Below are 18051 nucleotides of genomic sequence, written 5' to 3' on the forward strand. Positions count from 1 at the left end.
TCGACCGCGGATTAGATGCCCGTCGGCAGATCGGAGTCGGCGAGCGCCTCGGACAGCTCGTCGGGGCCGGCCTCGTACCTGTTCACGGGATCGAGCACGTTGCTCTCCCATTCCTCGTCGTACGAGACCGTTCCCCAGATGGACGACACCGTCGCCTGATTCGTCTCGCTGAACTGGTAGTCACCGACCGGACCGGCGTGTTCCATCCCGGTGAACTCCTCGACGAGCGCGCTGGCTTCGGTGCTTCCGGCCGATTCGATCGCTTCCTTGTACAGGTAGACGGCGCGGTACGCGCCCTCAGCGTTGTACGTCGGGAGCGCGTCGTATTCCTCGTAGTACGTGTCGCGGAACGTGTTATTTGCCTCGGTGTCGGGGACGAACGGGTCGTACCGAGTCGAGGCGTACTCGCCTTCCGGGAGCGGGTTCCCGTCGCTCGCGAGATCGGTTCCCATCCCGACGCTGAACAGCGTGTGGTCGATCTGATCGAACCAGCCCGCATCCTCTGCCTGTCCGATGAACGTGGTGAGGTCGGCACCCCATAGCGGCGTGAGCACGGCGTCCGGCTCGGCGTCGAGGATCGAACTGATGTACGGCGTGTAATCGCCCGTCTCCAGCGGCGGGAACTGTTCGGCGGTGAACTCGGCGTCGACACCGAGACCCGCACAGAAGTCTTGGAAGTAGTCCCACGTCTCGTAGCCGAACGCGTAGTCGGGGCCGATCGTCGCCCACTCCGTGGCGTCGAGTTCGGCGGCGGTCAGTGCCGCCCCGTAGATATCCTGCGAGAGGCTGTTGGAGTCGCGGAACACGTAGTCGTTGCCGACGGAGTCTTCGTGTTCGCCTTCGGGCGAGGTGACGAACGGAGTTGCCGCGTGCGTGATCATGTACGGCATCTGGAGCTGTGCCGCCTGCGGCGCCACGGCCTGTGCGACGCCGCTGGAGTCTAGCCCGAACAACCCGTGGACGTTATCCTCCTCGACGAGGCTCCGCATCTGCTGGATCGCCGTATCGGCGCTCGCCTCGGTGTCTCGGACGGTCACCTCCACGTCGCGTCCGTCGATGCCGCCGTTGTCGTTGATCTCCGACTGGGCCATTTCGAGGCCCCGCTCGGCGGCCTCGCCGTACAGCGAGGCGAATCCGGAGAGAATGTACGTCGCCCCCAGCCGAACCACGTCGTCGTCGCCGCTCCCGCCCGAGCAGCCGGCCAACGCGACGGTCGCACCGGCGCCGGCGGCCTGCAGGAATCGTCGCCGACCGACCGGCGAGCGGCTTTCCGAATTCGTCTCGATATCTCTGGTTCGGTTTCGCTTGTTTTCTTCATCCGGACTTGCAGTTACCATTGTTAACGATTATCCGTGAGTGTCCGCCCTATATAAATATTCAGGTCAATCATATGCACCGCTCCGTCTTTGAGTGGGGACCGGCAGCCGCTCGCTGCGTCACGGCTGCACCGCCGGGGGCGTCACCGTCTGGTTGGGGCGAGTCCCGATCGATTAAAGTCAACTTGTGCTAATCAACCGCTAGTGGTTGTTACCGACCGAACGGGTGGTAGACGCGATCAACCGACCCAAAAACTCGACCGATCGGCGCAACGAGCCGGAGGTACGGCGTGACCGACGTGACCCTCGCGGTCGTCGCGGGGACGACTGCAACCGCCGCGATCGACGGGATCAGCGCCGCGGGCGCGGATCCGGAACTCCGGAAACACACCCCGAGCGCCGACATTGAGATCGTCGCCGACGGGCGGCCCGCACCCGACTCGGTGGTCCCAGTCAGCCCCTCGGGCTGTCCGACCCCCGCGGTCGTCACCCGAGCCGTGCGCGAGCTCGTCGGGTTCGAGTTCGTCGGGGTCGACGCCGGCCTCGCGGTCCCGACGGCCCCGACGGGGGCGCAGGTCCTCGACGCGGGTGCCGCGCCCGGCGGCGACGTGCGCGACCCGGAGCCCGTCCCGGACGCCGCGGCGATCTTCGAGGCGGCGCGCGGACTGGTGCCGGAGATAGTGGAGAGTCGGACGAACGCGTCCGACGGCGACGATGTCGACGCCGACGACGATCGCGAACTCCTCGTCGCCGAGACGATCCCCGGCGGCACGACGACCGCGCTCGGCGTCCTCACCGCGCTCGGCGAGCGCCCGGCCGTCTCTTCGTCGCTGCCGGCGAACCCCCTTGGAACCAAGCGAGCGGTCGTCGACGAGGGGCTGGCCGCCAGCGAGATCGCCGCTGGTGACGCGGCCGACGACCCGCTCGACGCGCTCCGGCTGATGGGCGACCCCGTGCTCGCCGCGGCCGCCGGCCTCGTGGTCGGCGCGGTCGAGCGCGGCGTGCCGGTCACGCTCGCGGGCGGCACCCAAATGGCGACGGTCGCCGCGCTCGCCCGGCACGCGGGCGTGGAGGGCCGACTCCCGCTCGCGACGACCTCGTTCGTCGCCGACGACCCCTCCGCGGACGTGGGCGCGCTCGCGGACGATCTCGGGCTGACGCTCGCCGCGACCGACCCGGCGTTCGGCGAGAGCGACCACCCGGCGATGGCGGCGTACGCCCGCGGCGAGGCGAAGGAGGGCGTCGGGATGGGCGGCGCGTTGGCGCTCTCCGAGCGCGCCGGCGTCCCCGCGGGCGACGTGCGCGACCGGGTCGCTGCACTCACCGACCGCCTGCTGGCCGAGCGGGAGTCCCCGTCATGAAGGGCCTCGTCCTCGGTGGCACCGCTTCCGGGGTCGGCAAGACTGTCGCGACGCTCGCGACGATCCGGGCGCTGGAAGACGCCGGCCACGCCGTCCAGCCGGCGAAGGCAGGGCCGGACTTCATCGACCCGAGCCACCACGAGCGCGTGACGGGGCGTCCCTCGCGCACGCTCGACCTGTGGTTACAGGGTGAGGACGGACTTCGTCGGAACTACGCCCGCGGCGAGGGCGACGTCTGCGTCGTCGAGGGCGCCATGGGGCTGTACGACGGCGACGGGTCGAGCACGGCCGCGGTCGCCGAGACGCTCGGCCTTCCGGTCGTGCTCGTGGTCGACGCGAGCGCCGGCATGGAGAGCGTCGCGGCGACCGCACTCGGCTTCCGGGCGTACGCCGACCGGATCGGCCGCGGCATCGACGTGGTCGGCGTGATCGCCCAGCGCGCGCACGGCGGGCGCCACGCCGACGGAATCCGCGAGGCGCTCCCGGACGACCTCACGTACTTCGGCCGAATTCCGCCGAACGACGACCTCGCGGTACCCGACCGCCACCTCGGCCTACACATGGGCGACGAGTCGCCCGTGCCCGACGACGCGCTCGACGCGGCCGCGGAGGGACTCCGGACTGAGCGGCTCGTCGATATCTCGCGGGAGCCGGCGGGTGCGTTGGAGCCAGCGACAGCGGTCGAGTCGACCGACGGCGACCGCCCCCGCGTTGCGGTCGCCCGCGACGACGCCTTCCGGTTCATGTATCCAGCGACGATCGAACGCCTGCGCGAGCGAGCGACGGTGGAGCCGTTCGCGCCGATCGCGGGCGATTCCCTCCCGCCCTGTGACGGCGTCTACCTCCCCGGCGGTTACCCGGAGCTGCACGCCGCAGAACTGGCGATGAGCCCGGCGCTTGACGAGGTCGCGAGCGCGGCCGCCGAGGGGACTCCCGTGCTCGGCGAGTGCGGCGGGCTGATGGCGCTCGCCGAGTCGCTGACGACGGTCGACGGCGAGACGCACGCGATGGCCGGCGTCCTCCCGGCCGACGTGCGAATGTGCGACCGGTATCAGGCGCTCGATCACGTCGAACTTCGGGCGACGCGGGACGCGCCGACGGCGTCGGCGGGGTCGACCCTGCGGGGTCACGAGTTCCACTACTCGACAGCCGAGATCGGGACCGACGCCCGGTTCGCCTTCGACGTCGAGCGCGGGACAGGGATCGACGGCGACAACGATGGCCTGATCGAACACCAAACGCTCGGAACGTACTGTCACGTCCACCCCGAAAGCGGGGCGTTCGACGCGTTTCTCGACGGACTGTGATCGCGATGGCGACTGCTCCCCTCCTTACCCCCGTACTCGCCTCCCTCGCCACGCTGGCGATCGCGGTCGCCCTCGACCTCGCGCTCGCGGAGCCACCCGCCCGAGTCCACCCCGTCGCGCTGTTCGGGTCGGTCGTCGGTCGGTTCGACCGCTCGTGGTCGCGCCCCCGGCTCGTCGGCGTCGCGGTCGCGGTCGGGCTCCCGATCGGTGTCGCGGCGTTTGCGGGCGGGATCGTCGCAGCCGCCTCCTTCGCTCTTCCCGCCTTCTCCGCCCTCCCCGTTCTCGTCGCCGGAACGATCCTCTTCACGACCGTCAGCCTCCGAATGCTGCTGGCGACGACCGCCGAGGTCGTCGAACTGACGGAAACGGATCCGGACGCGGCCCGGGAATCGGTGCGCGCGCTCGCGGGCCGGGACGCGACCGACCTCTCCCCGGCCGACCTCCGGAGCGCGGCCGTCGAGAGCGCGGCCGAGAACCTCGCCGACGGGTTCGTCGCGCCCCTCGGCGGGTTCGCGCTCGGAGCGACGGTCGGACTCGCGGTCGGCGGTTCCGAAGTCGCGCTCCCGCTTGCCGCGGGGGTTGCCGCCGCGGTCTGGGTGAAGGCCGTCAACACGCTCGACTCGATGCTCGGCTACCGCTCGAAGCCGGTCGGGTGGGCGAGCGCTCGGCTCGACGACGCCGTGATGTTCCTCCCGGCCCGCGTGACCGCCGGCTGTCTTTCGGTCGCGGCCGGATCGATCGAAGCCCTCCGCTGGGCCGCATCGTGGGCCGGGAAGCCCGGATCGCCGAACTCCGGGTGGCCGATGGCGACCGCCGCGGCCGCGCTCGACGTGCGACTGGAGAAACCCGGTCACTACGTCCTCAACCCGGACGCGAGCCCGCCCAGCGTCGTCGACGCGGAGCGGGCGGTACGGCTCGTCGGCGTTTCCGGCGGGGTCGCGGTCGCTCTCGCGGCGGGATGGCTACTCGCGACAAGATGGCTCCCGGCTCCTGCGGGGGTGATCGGATGATCCTGACCGCGCTCCGCGGGGCGCTCGGCTTCCTCACCCGAATCCCGGTCGGCCGCGACGAGGCGGCGTGGGCGGCGTTCGCGCGGTCGCCGTGGACGTTCCCGGTCGTCGGGTACCTCGTCGGCGGGCTCGTTGCCCTCTCCCTGTTCGTGCCTGCGCCCGCCCCTACGGTCGCGCTCGCGTTCGTCCTCGCCGTCTACGCCGTCACTGGGATCGGTCACCTCGACGGCGTGGCCGACATCGGCGACGCCGCGGCCGTCCACGGGGACCGCGAGGAGCGCCGGCGCGTGCTGAAAGACTCCGCGCTCGGCGTCGGCGGGACGGTCGCGCTCGCGCTCGTCGTGCTCGGGCTGGCGACCGCCGCGCTCGGACTGGTCGAGGTTGCGGCGACCGCGGGGGACGGGGGACCTCTCCCCCCTGTGATCGGAATCGTTGTCGCCGCCGAGGTCGGCGCGAAGGCCGCGACGGCGACGCTCGTCTGCGTCGGGGACGCGCCCCACGAAGGGCTCGGCTCCGCGCTGACCGGCGAGTCGTCTCCCGGCGCGACGCTCTCGGTCTTCGCGCTGGCGGCGCCGGCCGCCCTACTCACGTGGCCTCAGGTCCTACCGGGTCTCGCGGCGCTTCTTGTTGCGCTGGCGACGGCGGCGCTCGTCGCCCGGTGGTCCCGCCGACGACTCGGCGGCGTCTCCGGCGACGTGCTCGGCGCGACCACCGAACTCGCGCGGGTCGCCGCGCTGCACGCGGGGGTGATCGCGTGGACGCGCTTCTGATGTGCGGCGGCCGCGGCACCCGCCTCGGCGGCGAGACGGAGAAGCCCCTCCGAGAGATCACGGGGCGGCCGATGGTCGACCGCGTGCTCGACGCGCTCGTCGAGAGCCGGATCGAGACGACCCATACAATCGTCTCTCCGCACGCGACGCGTACGCGGGAGCGCCTCGCTGCGCGGGCGAACGATTCCCCGTCGCTGTCGATAGTCGACGCGCCGGGGAACGGCTACGTCGCCGACCTGCAGTACGCGATGGGAACTGTCGGCGCGGGCGGAGCGCCCCTCCTGACGGTCGCCGCTGACCTCCCGCTTTTGGACGGCGCGGCGGTGAACGCGGTTCTCGACGCGGCCCGCACCGCCGACGGCGACTCGCTCACCGTCTGTGTACCGGCGGCCCGCAAGCGCGAACTGGGCGTCAGCGCGGACGCGACGACCGAGATCGACGGTCGCGAGGTCGTTCCGGCCGGGATCAACGTCGTGGGCGGGAGCGACACATCCGAACGGGACGACGGCGAGGATTCGACCGCCGACCACGGCGGCGCCGTCCACCTCACCGACGACGCCCGACTCGCCGTCAACGTCAACTACCCGTCGGACGTGCGGACCGCAGAGCGGCTACTGAACAGCGATTCAACGGGATACCACACCGACCAATGAACCTCGACACCGCGCTCGACCTCGAACGCGAACCGCACGGCAGCAGCGACGACCCCGACCCGCTGGATTTCTCGGCGAACATCAACCCCGAGGTTCCGCCGGGCGTTGAGGAGGCGTACCGCGAGGCGTTCGCGGCCGCGCGGTCGTACCCGGTCGAGCCGCCCGAGTCGTTCCGCGAGGCCGCCGCCGAGTACGTCGACTGCGACCCGGACGCGGTCGTGCCGACGCCGGGTGGACTCGCCGCGATCCGCGCGGCGATCGCGCTCGCGGTCGATCCGGGGGACACCGCCCTGATTCCGGCACCGAGCTTCGGCGAGTACGCCCGCGAGGTGCGACTGCAGGGCGGCGAGCCCGCCTTCGTCGCTGCCGACGCGGTCCTCGACGCCGACCCGGCGGACCACGCGCTCGCGGTCGTCTGCGCCCCGAACAACCCCACGGGGACCGACTACGAGCGCGCGGAGCTGGAGGGGTTCGCGGCGCGGTGCCGCGCGGCCGACACGCTCCTGCTCGTCGACGAGGCGTTCCGCGGGTTCACCGATCGCCCCTCGCTCGCGGGGGAGGAGGGCGTCGTCGTCGCCCGGTCGCTGACGAAGCTGTTCGGGCTCCCCGGGATCCGGGCGGGGTTCGCGGTCGCGACGGGCAAGTTCGGCGCGGCGCTGGAGCGCGCTCGACGGCCGTGGAACGTGAGCGTTCCGGCGCTGGCGACCGGTGCGCACTGCATGCGGCAGGGGGGATTTATAAGGAGAACCCGCGAGCGCATTCGCTCGGAGCGGTCGCGGATGGCCGCGACGCTTGCGGAGCGGTACGACGTGGCCCCCTCCGAGGCGCCGTTTCTGCTGCTCGACGTGGGAGAGGGGGAGAGGGGGCGGTCCGTTGAGCAGGCCGTGGCCGACGCCCGCGACCGCGGCGTCGCGATTCGGGACGCAACCACCTTCCGCGGGCTCGACTCGCACGTCCGGGTCGCGGTGCGCCGGCCCGCCGAGAACGACCGCCTGCTGGCGGCGCTGGGCGTTGGCGACGGGACGGCGACCGACCCCTCGGAGGCCGACGATGTTTGAGGCGGCCGTGCGCGATGGCGTGCTCCGCCTGCGCCGACCCGAGACGCGCTGGCTCTCCACCGGCTGGAACGGGGGCCGGTTGCGGGCCGACGCCGCCTACAACGTCTCGGTGCCGGAGGGGTTCGACCGGACCGACCTCGGCGCGTACCGCGACGAGCGGCTGGCGCGGGCGGGGTTTAAAAGTGAAGAGGACCCGCCAACCCTGTTCACCGGCGTTTCGATGGTCCACGCGTACGGCGCACGTCTCGGATCGGTCGTCGCGTACGCGACCGTCGGGCTGTCGAACCCGGCGATGTTGCCGATGGATCCGACGGGAGTGACAGGAGCGACGGACGATGCTGGCGACTCGGAGCCCGGCGCCGCGGCGTCGACCGGGGAACCGCCCCGGCGACCCGGTACGGTCAACCTGGTAGTCGGAACGACGCGGCGGCTCGCCGACGGCGCGGCGGCGAACCTCGTCGCGGTCGCGGCCGAGGCGAAGGCCGCGACGTTGCTCGCGACGGCGGGCGTGCCGGGGACGACGAGCGACGCGGTGGTCGTCGGCGACGACCCGACCGGGGAGCCGGCGGCCTTCTCGGGCAGCGCCACTCCGGTCGGCGCGGCGGCCCGCGTCTGCGTCCGGGACGCGGTCCGCGCGAGCCTGCGGTCGCGGTACCCGGACGGCGACCTGCCCGGTCCGGCCGCCGACGCCGAGCACGGCGTCGTCGCCGACGAACGAGCGGAGGTTTTCGAGCTATGACAACAGACAACAACGACACCGACAGCACCACCGACGACGACGCAGACGCACCGACGGACGGAGAACCGACCGAGAGCGACGAGAGCTCCGACCCCGCCGCCCGAACGCCCGGCGGGGGCTCGGCCCCCGAACCGGAGCCGATCGAGCCGGCCGCGCCCGAAGAGTTCGGGCTCGTGCAGGCGTGGTGGGGCGACGGGAAGGGGAAGACCACCGCGGCGATGGGGATGGGGTTCCGGGCCGCGGGCCACGGCTACCGCGTCCACATGCTCCAGTTCATGAAGGGCGGCGCCGACAGCGTCGAGGGCGTCAGGGGAGAGTACAACGCGATCGCCGCGATGCCGGGATTCAGCTACGAGAACGCCGGCCACTACGGCTGGCACGGACTCCTCGACGGCTCCGGCGACGACGAGCACGAGGCGAAGGCGAGCGCGGCGTTCGAGCGCGCGGAGGACCTCGTCGCGGGCGCGGCCGACGCCGACCTGGCCGCCCCGATCCCGCTCGACGGCGACCCCGACGACGGGGTCCACATGCTGATCCTCGACGAGGTGTTGTACGCGGCCGATCGCGGACTCGTCGACCCCGAGGAGGTCGTCGCGCTCGCGGAGTCGAAGCCGGAGACCCTCGAACTCGTCCTCACCGGAAGCCACGGCGAGCCCGACTACCTCGACGGGGTTGCCGACCTGATCACGAACGTCCGGAAGGACGCCCACCCGTTCGACGCGGGGCATCGCGCCCGGCGAGGGACGGAGTACTGACGTGGCGCCGATCCGAGCCGCATGACCGACCACAATCTCGACACCGAGACAATCCTCGTCGCCGGCACCGCGAGCCACGCCGGTAAGAGCACGCTCGTGGCCGGGCTCTGCCGACTCCTCGCGCGCCGGGGCGTCTCTGTCGCGCCTTTTAAGGCTCAGAACATGAGCAACAACGCTCGGGTCGCGCTCACGCCCGACGGCGAGTGGGGCGAGATTGGCGTCTCACAGCACGTGCAAGCGCGAGCCGCCCAGATCCCGGCGACGACCGACATGAACCCCGTCCTGCTCAAACCCCGCGGCGACGGCGAGAGCCAGTTGGTGATCAACGGGGGGGCGGTCGGCCACTTCGCGGCCGGCGAGTACTACGAGTCGCACTGGGACCAAGCACGGGACGCGGCGGTCGCGGCTCACCGTCGACTGGCGGCCGATCACGACGTGATCGTCGCGGAGGGAGCGGGGAGTATCGCCGAGATCAACCTCCACGACCGCGACCTCGCGAACGTGGAGTGCGCCCGGTTCGCCGACGCCGCAATCGTGATCGCGGTCGACATCGAGCGCGGCGGCGCCTTCGCGAGCCTCTACGGCACCCTCGAACTCCTCCCCGACGACGTTCGCGAGCGCGTCGCCGGCGCCGTGATCACCAAATTCCGCGGCGACCCCGCCCTCTTGGAGCCCGGCATCGAGGAGATCGAAGCGCGGACCGAGGTCCCGATCGTCGGCGTCGTCCCGCACGACGACCCCGGCCTCCCGGCCGAGGACAGTCTCTCGCTGCCGGACGCGGACGGTGAGGGCGGACCCGGCGTTTCCGGCACCGACGACGGCGTCCCCGAGGAGGAGACGGTCCGGATCGCGGTCCCCCGGCTCCCGCGCATCTCGAACTTCACCGATCTGACGCCGCTCGCTCGTGAGCCGGGGGTCCGGGTGGCGTACGTCCCGCTCGACGCGACCCTCGACGCCCCCCTCGCCGACGCCGACGCGGTCGTCCTCCCCGGCTCGAAGAACACGGTCGACGACCTGCTCGCGCTGCGCGAGGCGGGCCTCGACGAGGCGATCCGCCGCTTCGAGGGCCCGATCGTCGGGATCTGCGGCGGCTACCAGCTGCTCGGCGAGCGGATCACCGGCGCCGATATCGAGGGCACCGGCTCGGAATCAACCGTCGAGGGCGTCGGCGTGCTCCCGGTCGAGACGCACTTCTCGCCCGACAAGCGCGTCGAGCGCGTAACGCGCACCGTCGCCGGTGTCGGCCCGCTGGCCGGGGCGACCGGAACCGCAGCTGGCTACGAGATCCACATGGGTCGATCGTCACCGACCGGAGAGACCGCCCGCCCGCTGGGCCCGGAGAGCGCGGCGACGGGCCGGGCGCTGGGGACCTACCTCCACGGGCTCTTCGAGAACGGGGCGGTCCGTGACGCCTTCGTATCCACCGTCTTCGAGATGGCGGACGAGTCGCGGCCCACGGAGCCGTCGCGGTCGGCTGGAGATCCAGACGACACCGATCGATCCTCCTACGACCGCGCCGCCGACCTCGTCGCCGAGAATGTCGACCTCGCGGCCGCAGGGCTCGGCGAGTTGGAGTGACCGTGCGGGACGCGGCGATCGCATGGAATCGCGTAAAATCGCGGTCGATCCTGCGGCTCGGACGCGACCTCCGATACCGGTGCCGGAAGGTATATTGTTTTGAGTCCCCAATACTGGTGCATGAGCGACACCGCAGACGCGACTGACGGGGGCGAATCGACGAAAAGCGAGCGCGAGCGCATCCGCGAGCGCAAGCTCCGGGAGCTTCAGGAGGAGCTGGAACGCGAGGGCGAGATCGGCGGCGAGCCGGCCGAGAAGCTGGGCGAGGAGTCGACGGCGACCCCGGACGAGCCGATCGATGTCGCCGGACCGGAGGAGTTCCGCCGTGTCGTCGACGAGCACGACGTGGTGGTAGTCGACTGCTACGCCGACTGGTGCGGCCCCTGTCAGATGATGGAGCCGACGATCGAGGCGATCGCAAGCGACACCGACGCCGCCGTGGCGAAGGTCGATGTCGACGCCAACCCGGAGATCGCCCAGCAGCTCGGCGCACGCAGTATCCCGACCCTCCTCGTGTACGCCGACGGTGAGGCGGTCGACCGGTTTACGGGCGCGCAGGACCGAACGACGCTGGAGTCGGCGATCGAACGCGCGGCCTGACCCCGGCCGGAACGTCGACGAGAATCGCTCACACCGCCCGACCTGTCCCCCTGCGACCGCGGCGAGGACGGCCGGTCGCGCAACCTCTAAGACGCGAGCGACGCGACTGATCGTATGAAAATCGCGATACTCGGCGGCACAGGGGATATCGGACAAGGCCTCGCGCTTCGGCTCGCAGCTGACACCCATCACGAGGTCACCATCGGCTCGCGCGACGCAGAGCGGGCGGAGACCAAAGCCGAGGAGTACACCACCGAACTCGACAGTCGCGGCCTCGACGCGACGGTGGCGGGCGCCGAGAACGAGACCGCCGCCGCTGCGGCCCGAGTCATCGTACTCGCGGTCCCACCGTACCACGTCGGCGACACCGTCGAGGCGATCGCCGATACGCTCGACGAGGGTGACGTGCTCGTCTCGCCCGCGACCGGGATGAAACGCGACGACGAAGGCTTTCACTACCACCGGCCCGGCGCCGGCTCAGTGACGCGGATCGCCGCGGACGCTGCACCCGATGGGGTCGACGTCGTGGGTGCGTTCCACAACCTCGCGGCCGCTCGCCTCGCGAACCTCGACGCCGACCTCGGGATCGACACGCTCGTGATCGGTGACGACGAGGACGCGAAGGGGACCGTGATCGACGTCGCCGAGGGAATCGAGGGACTGCGTGCGCTCGACGCCGGAGGCATCGCCAACGCGCCGGAAATCGAGGGACTCACGCCGCTTCTAATCAACGTCGCCGAGAACAACGACGGGCTCAACGACCTCGGGATCAAGTTTACATAACCCGAGGCCGGCGACCGTTCCGTTAGGCCTTTGCGCGACCGGTCCCTCCGGGCGATAGATGGAGTACCTGGAGCGCCGGGTCGCGCTGGCCGAGGACCGGCTGGAGGCCGTTATCGACGAGGTCGAGCCCGATGAGCTGTCCGAAGAGGTCGGCCACGTCGTCCTCGCCGGCGGCAAGCGGGTCCGCCCCGCCGTGACGATCCTCGCCTGCGAGGCGTTCGACGGCGACCCCGACGCAGCCGTCGACTTCGCGGCCGGGATCGAGTTCGTTCACAACGCGTCGCTCGTGATCGACGACATTATCGACCGATCTGAGGTGCGCCGCGGCACGCCGTCGGCGTGGGCTGAGTACGGCTACGGCCCGGCGATCATCGCCAGCGACGGACTCCTCGGCGAGGCGTTCGCGCTCTTCTCTGCCGACCCTCGCGCGATGCGGACCGTCGCCGAGGCGCTGGTCGAACTCGGGGAGGGCGAGGCCACCGAGCTGGCCGCCCGCCCCACCACCGAGGCGGAGTACATGGAGCTCGCCCGTCGGAAGACCGGCGCGCTGTTCCGAGCGGCCGCCGAGCTGGGCGCGATCGCCGGCGGTGCCGATTCCCACGCGGTCGACTCGTTCGGCGAGTACGCCGAGCGCGTCGGCGTCGCCTTCCAGATGCGCGACGACGTGCTCGACGCGACCGCGGACGCCGACGATCTCGGCAAACCGACAGGGCAGGACGCAGAGATGGACCGCCCCTCGGTCCTGCAGGTCACATCGCTGTCGCCGGAAGAAATCGACGAGCGGGCCCGCGAGCAGTCCGAACTCGCCTTAGCTGCACTCGACGACGCCGACCCGCCGGAGACGGAGGCGATCGAGTACCTTCGGGATCTCGCGGAGTTCGTCGTCGTCCGCGAGCGGTAGGGAGGGAGAGAGGACGACCCGCCTAGGCGCCTCCGGTGTCCTGCGGCGGGAACAACGGGGTCGGGTCCTCGTGGTCGAACTCGATGCGCTCGTCCCCGGAGAGTGCGTGGACATAGGTCGTCATCGCGTCGCCGGCGCGCACGCGACCCAGCATGCGGTCCGCCTCGGCGACCCGATAGTACAGCGGGAGACAGAGTGCCGTCTCGGTCGCCGTCGCCCGAAACACCAGCGTCAGGTAGACGATACCGTTCTCGTGGGCCCGGAACGCCTCGAACTCGTCGAACCCGTCCGCCTCGACCAGTTCTGTGAGCCGATCGAACTCCTCGCTCGACAGCAGCACGTCGAGTCCGACCTTTTCGTCGGCTGAGTCGCCGGGTGCGGGGACCGGCACCACGTCACCGGGGACGGCTGCGAACGCCGTCCATCCGCGATCCCGGTACTCCTCGGCGGTCGCACGGCACTCCTCGATGACCGTGGTCCACGTGTCGTCGTCGTCCGCGAGCGGGTGATCTTCCACGTCCATGCACGGCGTAGGCGGTCGGCGGCGGGTAAAGGTTCCCTCCTGTCTGCTGTCATCCGGCGGACGACTGAAGGCAAAAGTATATCCATAGACGGTCGGAAACTCGCCACATGCCTCCTCTACTTTCGCTCTCTGACGTCCGTACCCAGTTCTCGACGGAACGGGGACAGGTGAAGGCGGTTGACGGAATCGATCTGGAGATCCGCGAAGGCGAGACCGTTGGACTCGTCGGCGAATCGGGCTCCGGGAAAAGCGTCACGGCGCTGTCGACGATGGGGCTCGTCGACGACCCCGGCGAGATCGTCGGCGGAACCGTCGAGCTGACGGACGCCCGAGTTGCGGACGAGCTCCGCGACCGGTACGACGCCGCTGAATTCGTCGACGGCGACACGATCGATCTCACGGCCGCCCCCGAGGAGGCGCTTCGGTTCGTCCGCGGCCGGGAGATAAGCATGATCTTCCAAGACCCGATGACGTCGCTGAACCCTTCAGTGACGGTCGGCGAGCAGGTCGCAGAGAGTCTCAAACTCCATCAGTACGGCGGGCGTCGCAAGGACTCGTGGTTCAACGCGGTGCGCGAGATCCTCCCGAAGATCAGCCGCGACGTGGACGACGAAGTCCGCGAAGAGACCATTGAGGTGCTTGAAGAGGTCGGCATCCCGGAACCGGGCGCGCGGATCGACGAGTACCCGCACGAGTTCTCCGGCGGGATGCGCCAGCGGGTGCTCATCGCGATCGCGTTAGCCTGTCAGCCGGGGCTGCTCGTGGCCGACGAGCCGACGACCGCGCTGGACGTGACCATTCAGGCGCAGATCCTCGACCTGATAGACGACCTGCAGGCCGACCTGGGGATGTCGGTGCTGATGATCACTCACGACCTCGGCGTCGTGGCCGAGACGTGCGACCGCGTCGCGGTGATGTACGCCGGCGAGATCGTCGAAGAGGGCCCCGTCGAGGAAATCTTCGGGAACCCGTCGCACCCGTACACGTACACGCTCCTCGAGTCCCTCCCGAGCGAGGAGAAAGAGCGCCTCACGCCGATCGAGGGGAACGTCCCCGACCTCATCGATATGCCGTCGGGGTGTCACTTCGCGCCGCGGTGCCCGTGGGCGACCGAGGAGTGTACGAGCGGCGAGATCCCGTACCTCCAGCACGGCGCCGAGGATGTCGACCATCGGTCGAAGTGCATCATGGAGTCGTTCGACAAGAACGAGTACGGCGACGACGCTGTCGGCCCCGGGCGCGACCGGTCGATCGGCGAGCCCCTCGTCGAGATCGACGGACTCCGGAAGTACTACGAACAGACGGACAGCGTGCTCGACCGGGTTCTCGGTGCCGACGACCGCAGCGTGAAGGCGGTCGACGGGATCGACTTCACGATCAACCGCGGCGAAACGCTGGGACTCGTCGGCGAATCCGGTTGCGGGAAGTCGACGGCCGGGCGAGCGCTGTTACACCTCACCAAACCGACCGACGGCCGGGTGGTGTTCGCCGGGACCGACCTCACGGAACTCGACGGATCGGCGCTGCGAGAGCAGCGGAAGAACCTCCAGATGATCTTCCAAGACCCGCTCTCCTCGCTCGATCCGCGACAGACGGTCGGCCAGACGATCCGCGAGCCGCTGTCGATCCACGACTTGCCCGAGAGCGACCCGAGCGTGGCGACCGAGGCCGAGGTGACCGTCTCCGGGATCGCCCGCGACAGGGTCGGCGTGACGGTCGACGACGAGATCGACGCCGTCGTCGGCTCCGGGAGCGGCGTGGCGACGGCCCACGTCGACGTAACGGTCGCGGACGGCGAGGTTGACGTCGACGTGCGCGAACACCTCGGGGTCGAGGGGACGGTCGAGCGCACTGACGCCGGCGACGTGGAACGCGTCTCGGTGACGGTCTCTGCCGGCGACACCGACCGGCTCAGGCGGCGGCGTCGCGTCCGACAACTGCTGGAGGCAGTCGGTCTCGAGGTGGGCCAGTACGACCGGTACCCCCACGAGCTGTCCGGCGGCCAGCGCCAGCGCGTCGGCATCGCTCGGGCACTCGCGGTCGATCCGGAGTTCATCGTCGCCGACGAGCCGGTGTCGGCGCTCGACGTGAGCGTGCAGGCGCAGATCCTCAACCTGATGGAGGATCTTCAGGACCGGTTCGACCTGACGTACCTGTTCATCGCGCACGATCTCTCGGTGGTGCGCCACATCAGCGACCGCGTCGCCGTGATGTACCTCGGCGAGATCGTCGAGGTGGCGGCGACCGACGAGCTGTTCGCGGACCCGCAACACCCGTACACGAAGGCGTTGCTCTCCGCGATCCCCGCGCCGGACCCGACGGTGGACACCGACGATCGCGTCATCCTCGAAGGCGACGTGCCGTCGCCGATCGACCCGCCATCGGGGTGTCACTTCCGGACCCGGTGTCCGTCGGTGATCCCCCCCGCCGATCTCGACATCAAACAGGAGACGTACCGTGAGGTGATGAACTACCGACAGCGGGTCGATCGACAGGCGATCGACGTCGAGACGATCCTCGAGGCGGCCGACGAATCGCCCGGACAGGTAGCGGCCGACGGCGGCACCGCGTCCGCTGCCCCGTCCGGGGGTGACGCGATTCCGCCCGGTGCGGTCGAGGCGGTCCGCGACGTCCAGTTCGATCAGTACCCGGACGGACGCGCCGGCGAGGTCGTCGATCGCTCCCTCAGACTGGTGATTGCCGGCGAGTGGGAGGAGGCGGCCGATATCCTCGAGGAGACGTTCGCCAGCGTCTGCGAGCGCGAGGAGCCCACGCTCCCCGACGGCGACCATCCGGCTGCGTGCCACCTGATCGACTGACTGAGACGGCACCGCCCCCACGACTTGGACGACGCGCGGCTGAGACGGATCGGAACCGTGCCGTCCGAAATGATTTGGATCGGAACATTTCCACCGGTTCGTTCGGTAGGTTTATACCGGCAAGTGTTCAGATTCGATCCATGTCATCCCGCGACGAGAGCGTTTCACGGAGAAAGTTCCTCGGTGCCGCCGGTGGCGCTGCAGTAACGGTCGGTCTCGCCGGCTGTTCCGACAACGACGGCGAGGATTCCGACGGTTCCGACGGCTCGGACGGCTCCGATGGTTCGAACGGTTCGGACGGCTCCGACGGTTCGGACGGCGGCGACGACACCAGCCTCCTCCGGTACGGCCGGGGGAGTCACTCGGCGACGCTGGACTTCCAGAACAGCACGAGCGGCGAGGTTGCGAAGGTGACCGAGCAGATCTACGACACGCTCATCAACTTCGAGCCGGGCGAGTCGACGCTCACCGACGGGCTCGCCTCGGACTACTCGCTCGACGGCGAGACGGCATCGCTCACGCTGAAGGAGGGGGTCACCTTCCACAACGGCGAGGAGTTCACCGCACAGGACTTCGAGGCGACGTACCGCCGCTTCGTCGACTCGGAGTACGAGTACTACGCTGGCGACGACTACGTCTCCGCGTACGGTCCCTTCACGCTCGGCAACTGGATCGACGAGATTCAGGTCGACGGCGACTACGAGATGACGATCCAGCTCACGCAGACGTACGCGCCGTTCCTGCGTAACCTGGCGATGTTCGCGGCCGCTGTCCACTCCGAGGCCGCCATCGAGGAGTACGGCACCGACCTGTCCGAAAACGCGGTCGGAACGGGGCCGTTCGAGCTCAACACCCTCGACGACTCCAACGAGCAGATCCGACTCGACGCGTACGACGACTACTGGGGCGACGGCCCGCAGGTCGACGAAGCCGTTTTCGTCACGGTCGGCGAGAACTCCACCCGAGCGCAGTCGCTCGCGAGCGGAGAACTCGACATTATCGACGGGCTCGGCGCGCAGTCCTCCCAGCAGGTCGAAAGCGCCGACAGCGCCGAACTGGTCCGCACCGAGGGGATCAACATCGGCTACATGGCGTTCAACATCGCGGCGGTCGAGGAGTTCCAGGACCGCCGCGTCCGTCAGGCCGTCAGCCACGCGATCAACACCGAGGCGATCGTCAACCAGATCTACGCCGGCTTCGCGACGGAGGCCAGCCAGCCGCTGCCGCCGAACGTGCTGGGCCACAACGACGACATCGAGCCGTACCCGTACGACCCCGAGCAGGCACAGAGCCTGCTGGAGGAAGCCGGCTACGGCGACGGGTTCTCCTTCGAACTGGCGACGTTCCAGAACCCCCGCGGATACAACCCCTCGCCGCTCCAGACGGCCGAGACGGTCGCCTCCAACCTCGGCGAGGTCGGCATCGAGGTCGAGATCAACCAGCAGTCGTTCGCGCCGTTCCTTGAGTACACGGCTCAGGGCCGCCACGACGCCTGCTTCCTCGGCTGGTACACCGACAACGCGGACCCGGACAACTTCGCGTACGTACTCTTACACCCGCAGGTTGAGGAGAGCGAACTCACCGAGGGCCAGGACTGGGTGAGCTTCGATACCGAGGGGTACAACACGAGTAACCGCTCGGCGTGGGCGAACCAGGAATACATGGACCTCGTCGAGGAAGGTCAGCAGACGACCACAGAGAGCGACCGCGCGGAGCTCTACAACGAGGCGATGCAGATCGCCCACGACGAGGCGCCGTGGGTGTACCTGGACTACGCCGAGGAGCTGCGGGGCGTCGCCAACCGGGTCAACGGGTTCCAGATCGCCGCGATCAGCGGCCCGTACCTGAACCTGGTCTCGCTGGAGTAGTCGGCCGCTT

General features: G+C 69.9%; 16 protein-coding genes. 14 read left to right on the plus strand and 2 right to left on the minus strand.

All coding sequences use genetic code 11. The features are described 5' to 3' along the window. Nucleotides 1–11: 11 nt before the first annotated feature. On the minus strand, nt 12–1337 hold the full coding sequence (locus tag HLAC_RS01140) for an ABC transporter substrate-binding protein (RefSeq protein ID WP_012659475.1): 1326 nt from the start codon (nt 1335–1337) through the stop codon (nt 12–14). A 269-nt stretch (nt 1338–1606) separates the two neighbouring features. Between HLAC_RS01140 and HLAC_RS01145 the strand changes: the two genes are divergently transcribed. The 12 genes from HLAC_RS01145 (at nt 1607) to HLAC_RS01200 (ending at nt 12831) form a co-directional block, all read left to right on the plus strand. Then, nucleotides 1607–2677: a nicotinate-nucleotide--dimethylbenzimidazole phosphoribosyltransferase gene (locus HLAC_RS01145; protein ID WP_012659476.1), complete on the plus strand. Its 1071-nt coding sequence runs from the start codon at nt 1607–1609 to the stop codon at nt 2675–2677. Then, nucleotides 2674–3984, plus strand: coding sequence for a cobyrinic acid a,c-diamide synthase (locus HLAC_RS01150; RefSeq protein WP_012659477.1), 1311 nt, complete (start codon nt 2674–2676; stop codon nt 3982–3984). Before HLAC_RS01145 ends, HLAC_RS01150 begins: the two co-directional genes overlap by 4 nt. 5 nt (nt 3985–3989) lie before the next feature. Continuing rightward, nucleotides 3990–4994, plus strand: a complete 1005-nt coding sequence (locus HLAC_RS01155; protein ID WP_012659478.1) for a CobD/CbiB family cobalamin biosynthesis protein — start codon at nt 3990–3992, stop codon at nt 4992–4994. Then, a complete protein-coding gene (cobS, locus tag HLAC_RS01160; RefSeq protein WP_012659479.1) occupies nt 4991–5764 on the plus strand; it encodes an adenosylcobinamide-GDP ribazoletransferase in 774 nt (257 codons plus the stop codon). Before HLAC_RS01155 ends, cobS begins: the two co-directional genes overlap by 4 nt. Then, on the plus strand, nt 5764–6417 hold the full coding sequence (locus HLAC_RS01165; RefSeq protein ID WP_012659480.1) for a GTP--adenosylcobinamide-phosphate guanylyltransferase: 654 nt from the start codon (nt 5764–5766) through the stop codon (nt 6415–6417). Before cobS ends, HLAC_RS01165 begins: the two co-directional genes overlap by 1 nt. Next, nucleotides 6414–7475 (plus strand): aminotransferase class I/II-fold pyridoxal phosphate-dependent enzyme, encoded by a 1062-nt coding sequence (locus HLAC_RS01170; protein ID WP_012659481.1) that lies wholly within the window; start codon nt 6414–6416, stop codon nt 7473–7475. Before HLAC_RS01165 ends, HLAC_RS01170 begins: the two co-directional genes overlap by 4 nt. Further along, on the plus strand, nt 7468–8214 hold the full coding sequence (locus tag HLAC_RS01175) for an adenosylcobinamide amidohydrolase (RefSeq protein ID WP_012659482.1): 747 nt from the start codon (nt 7468–7470) through the stop codon (nt 8212–8214). The genes HLAC_RS01170 and HLAC_RS01175 overlap by 8 nt, the downstream gene beginning before the upstream one ends. Next, on the plus strand, nt 8211–8969 hold the full coding sequence (locus HLAC_RS01180; RefSeq protein WP_012659483.1) for a cob(I)yrinic acid a,c-diamide adenosyltransferase: 759 nt from the start codon (nt 8211–8213) through the stop codon (nt 8967–8969). The genes HLAC_RS01175 and HLAC_RS01180 overlap by 4 nt, the downstream gene beginning before the upstream one ends. A 21-nt stretch (nt 8970–8990) precedes the next feature. Then, nucleotides 8991–10547 (plus strand): cobyric acid synthase, encoded by a 1557-nt coding sequence (locus HLAC_RS01185; protein ID WP_012659484.1) that lies wholly within the window; start codon nt 8991–8993, stop codon nt 10545–10547. A 120-nt stretch (nt 10548–10667) separates the two neighbouring features. Further along, the gene (trxA, locus tag HLAC_RS01190) at nt 10668–11147 is read left to right on the plus strand and encodes a thioredoxin (protein ID WP_012659485.1); all 480 of its coding nucleotides are present in this window, start codon (nt 10668–10670) and stop codon (nt 11145–11147) included. Nucleotides 11148–11261: 114 nt separating this feature from the next. Continuing rightward, nucleotides 11262–11930, plus strand: coding sequence for an NADPH-dependent F420 reductase (gene npdG, locus HLAC_RS01195; RefSeq protein ID WP_012659486.1), 669 nt, complete (start codon nt 11262–11264; stop codon nt 11928–11930). Nucleotides 11931–11988: 58 nt separating this feature from the next. Next, nucleotides 11989–12831 carry a polyprenyl synthetase family protein gene (locus HLAC_RS01200; RefSeq protein ID WP_012659487.1) on the plus strand — a complete coding sequence of 281 codons (843 nt, stop codon included), beginning with the start codon at nt 11989–11991 and terminating at the stop codon, nt 12829–12831. Between the two features lie 22 nt (nt 12832–12853). Here HLAC_RS01200 and HLAC_RS01205 read toward each other — a convergent pair whose 3' ends face one another. Further along, nucleotides 12854–13354 carry a DUF7529 family protein gene (locus HLAC_RS01205; protein WP_012659488.1) on the minus strand — a complete coding sequence of 167 codons (501 nt, stop codon included), beginning with the start codon at nt 13352–13354 and terminating at the stop codon, nt 12854–12856. A 107-nt stretch (nt 13355–13461) separates the two neighbouring features. Here HLAC_RS01205 and HLAC_RS01210 point away from each other — a divergent pair, with 107 nt between their 5' ends. After that, the gene (locus HLAC_RS01210) at nt 13462–16173 is read left to right on the plus strand and encodes an ABC transporter ATP-binding protein (RefSeq protein WP_012659489.1); all 2712 of its coding nucleotides are present in this window, start codon (nt 13462–13464) and stop codon (nt 16171–16173) included. A 140-nt stretch (nt 16174–16313) separates the two neighbouring features. Further along, entirely contained in the window at nt 16314–18041 is a 1728-nt protein-coding gene (locus tag HLAC_RS01215) for an ABC transporter substrate-binding protein (RefSeq protein WP_012659490.1), read from the plus strand. Nucleotides 18042–18051: the final 10 nt, after the last annotated feature.

The organism is Halorubrum lacusprofundi ATCC 49239, from assembly GCF_000022205.1.
Classification (GTDB): Archaea; Halobacteriota; Halobacteria; order Halobacteriales; family Haloferacaceae; genus Halorubrum; species Halorubrum lacusprofundi.

Excerpts from the sequence above, each read along its gene's own strand:
- cobS (WP_012659479.1), top strand. The coding sequence starts at position 4,991 with ATGATCCTGACCGCGCTCCGCGGGGCGCTCGGCTTCCTCACCCGAATC.
- HLAC_RS01140 (WP_012659475.1), bottom strand. The coding sequence starts at position 1,337 with ATGGTAACTGCAAGTCCGGATGAAGAAAACAAGCGAAACCGAACCAGA.
- HLAC_RS01150 (WP_012659477.1), top strand. The coding sequence starts at position 2,674 with ATGAAGGGCCTCGTCCTCGGTGGCACCGCTTCCGGGGTCGGCAAGACT.
- HLAC_RS01155 (WP_012659478.1), top strand. The coding sequence starts at position 3,990 with ATGGCGACTGCTCCCCTCCTTACCCCCGTACTCGCCTCCCTCGCCACG.
- HLAC_RS01210 (WP_012659489.1), top strand. The coding sequence starts at position 13,462 with ATGCCTCCTCTACTTTCGCTCTCTGACGTCCGTACCCAGTTCTCGACG.
- HLAC_RS01185 (WP_012659484.1), top strand. The coding sequence starts at position 8,991 with ATGACCGACCACAATCTCGACACCGAGACAATCCTCGTCGCCGGCACC.
- HLAC_RS01165 (WP_012659480.1), top strand. The coding sequence starts at position 5,764 with ATGTGCGGCGGCCGCGGCACCCGCCTCGGCGGCGAGACGGAGAAGCCC.
- npdG (WP_012659486.1), top strand. The coding sequence starts at position 11,262 with ATGAAAATCGCGATACTCGGCGGCACAGGGGATATCGGACAAGGCCTC.
- trxA (WP_012659485.1), top strand. The coding sequence starts at position 10,668 with ATGAGCGACACCGCAGACGCGACTGACGGGGGCGAATCGACGAAAAGC.
- HLAC_RS01170 (WP_012659481.1), top strand. The coding sequence starts at position 6,414 with ATGAACCTCGACACCGCGCTCGACCTCGAACGCGAACCGCACGGCAGC.
- HLAC_RS01205 (WP_012659488.1), bottom strand. The coding sequence starts at position 13,354 with ATGGACGTGGAAGATCACCCGCTCGCGGACGACGACGACACGTGGACC.
- HLAC_RS01200 (WP_012659487.1), top strand. The coding sequence starts at position 11,989 with ATGGAGTACCTGGAGCGCCGGGTCGCGCTGGCCGAGGACCGGCTGGAG.
- HLAC_RS01215 (WP_012659490.1), top strand. The coding sequence starts at position 16,314 with ATGTCATCCCGCGACGAGAGCGTTTCACGGAGAAAGTTCCTCGGTGCC.
- HLAC_RS01175 (WP_012659482.1), top strand. The coding sequence starts at position 7,468 with ATGTTTGAGGCGGCCGTGCGCGATGGCGTGCTCCGCCTGCGCCGACCC.
- HLAC_RS01180 (WP_012659483.1), top strand. The coding sequence starts at position 8,211 with ATGACAACAGACAACAACGACACCGACAGCACCACCGACGACGACGCA.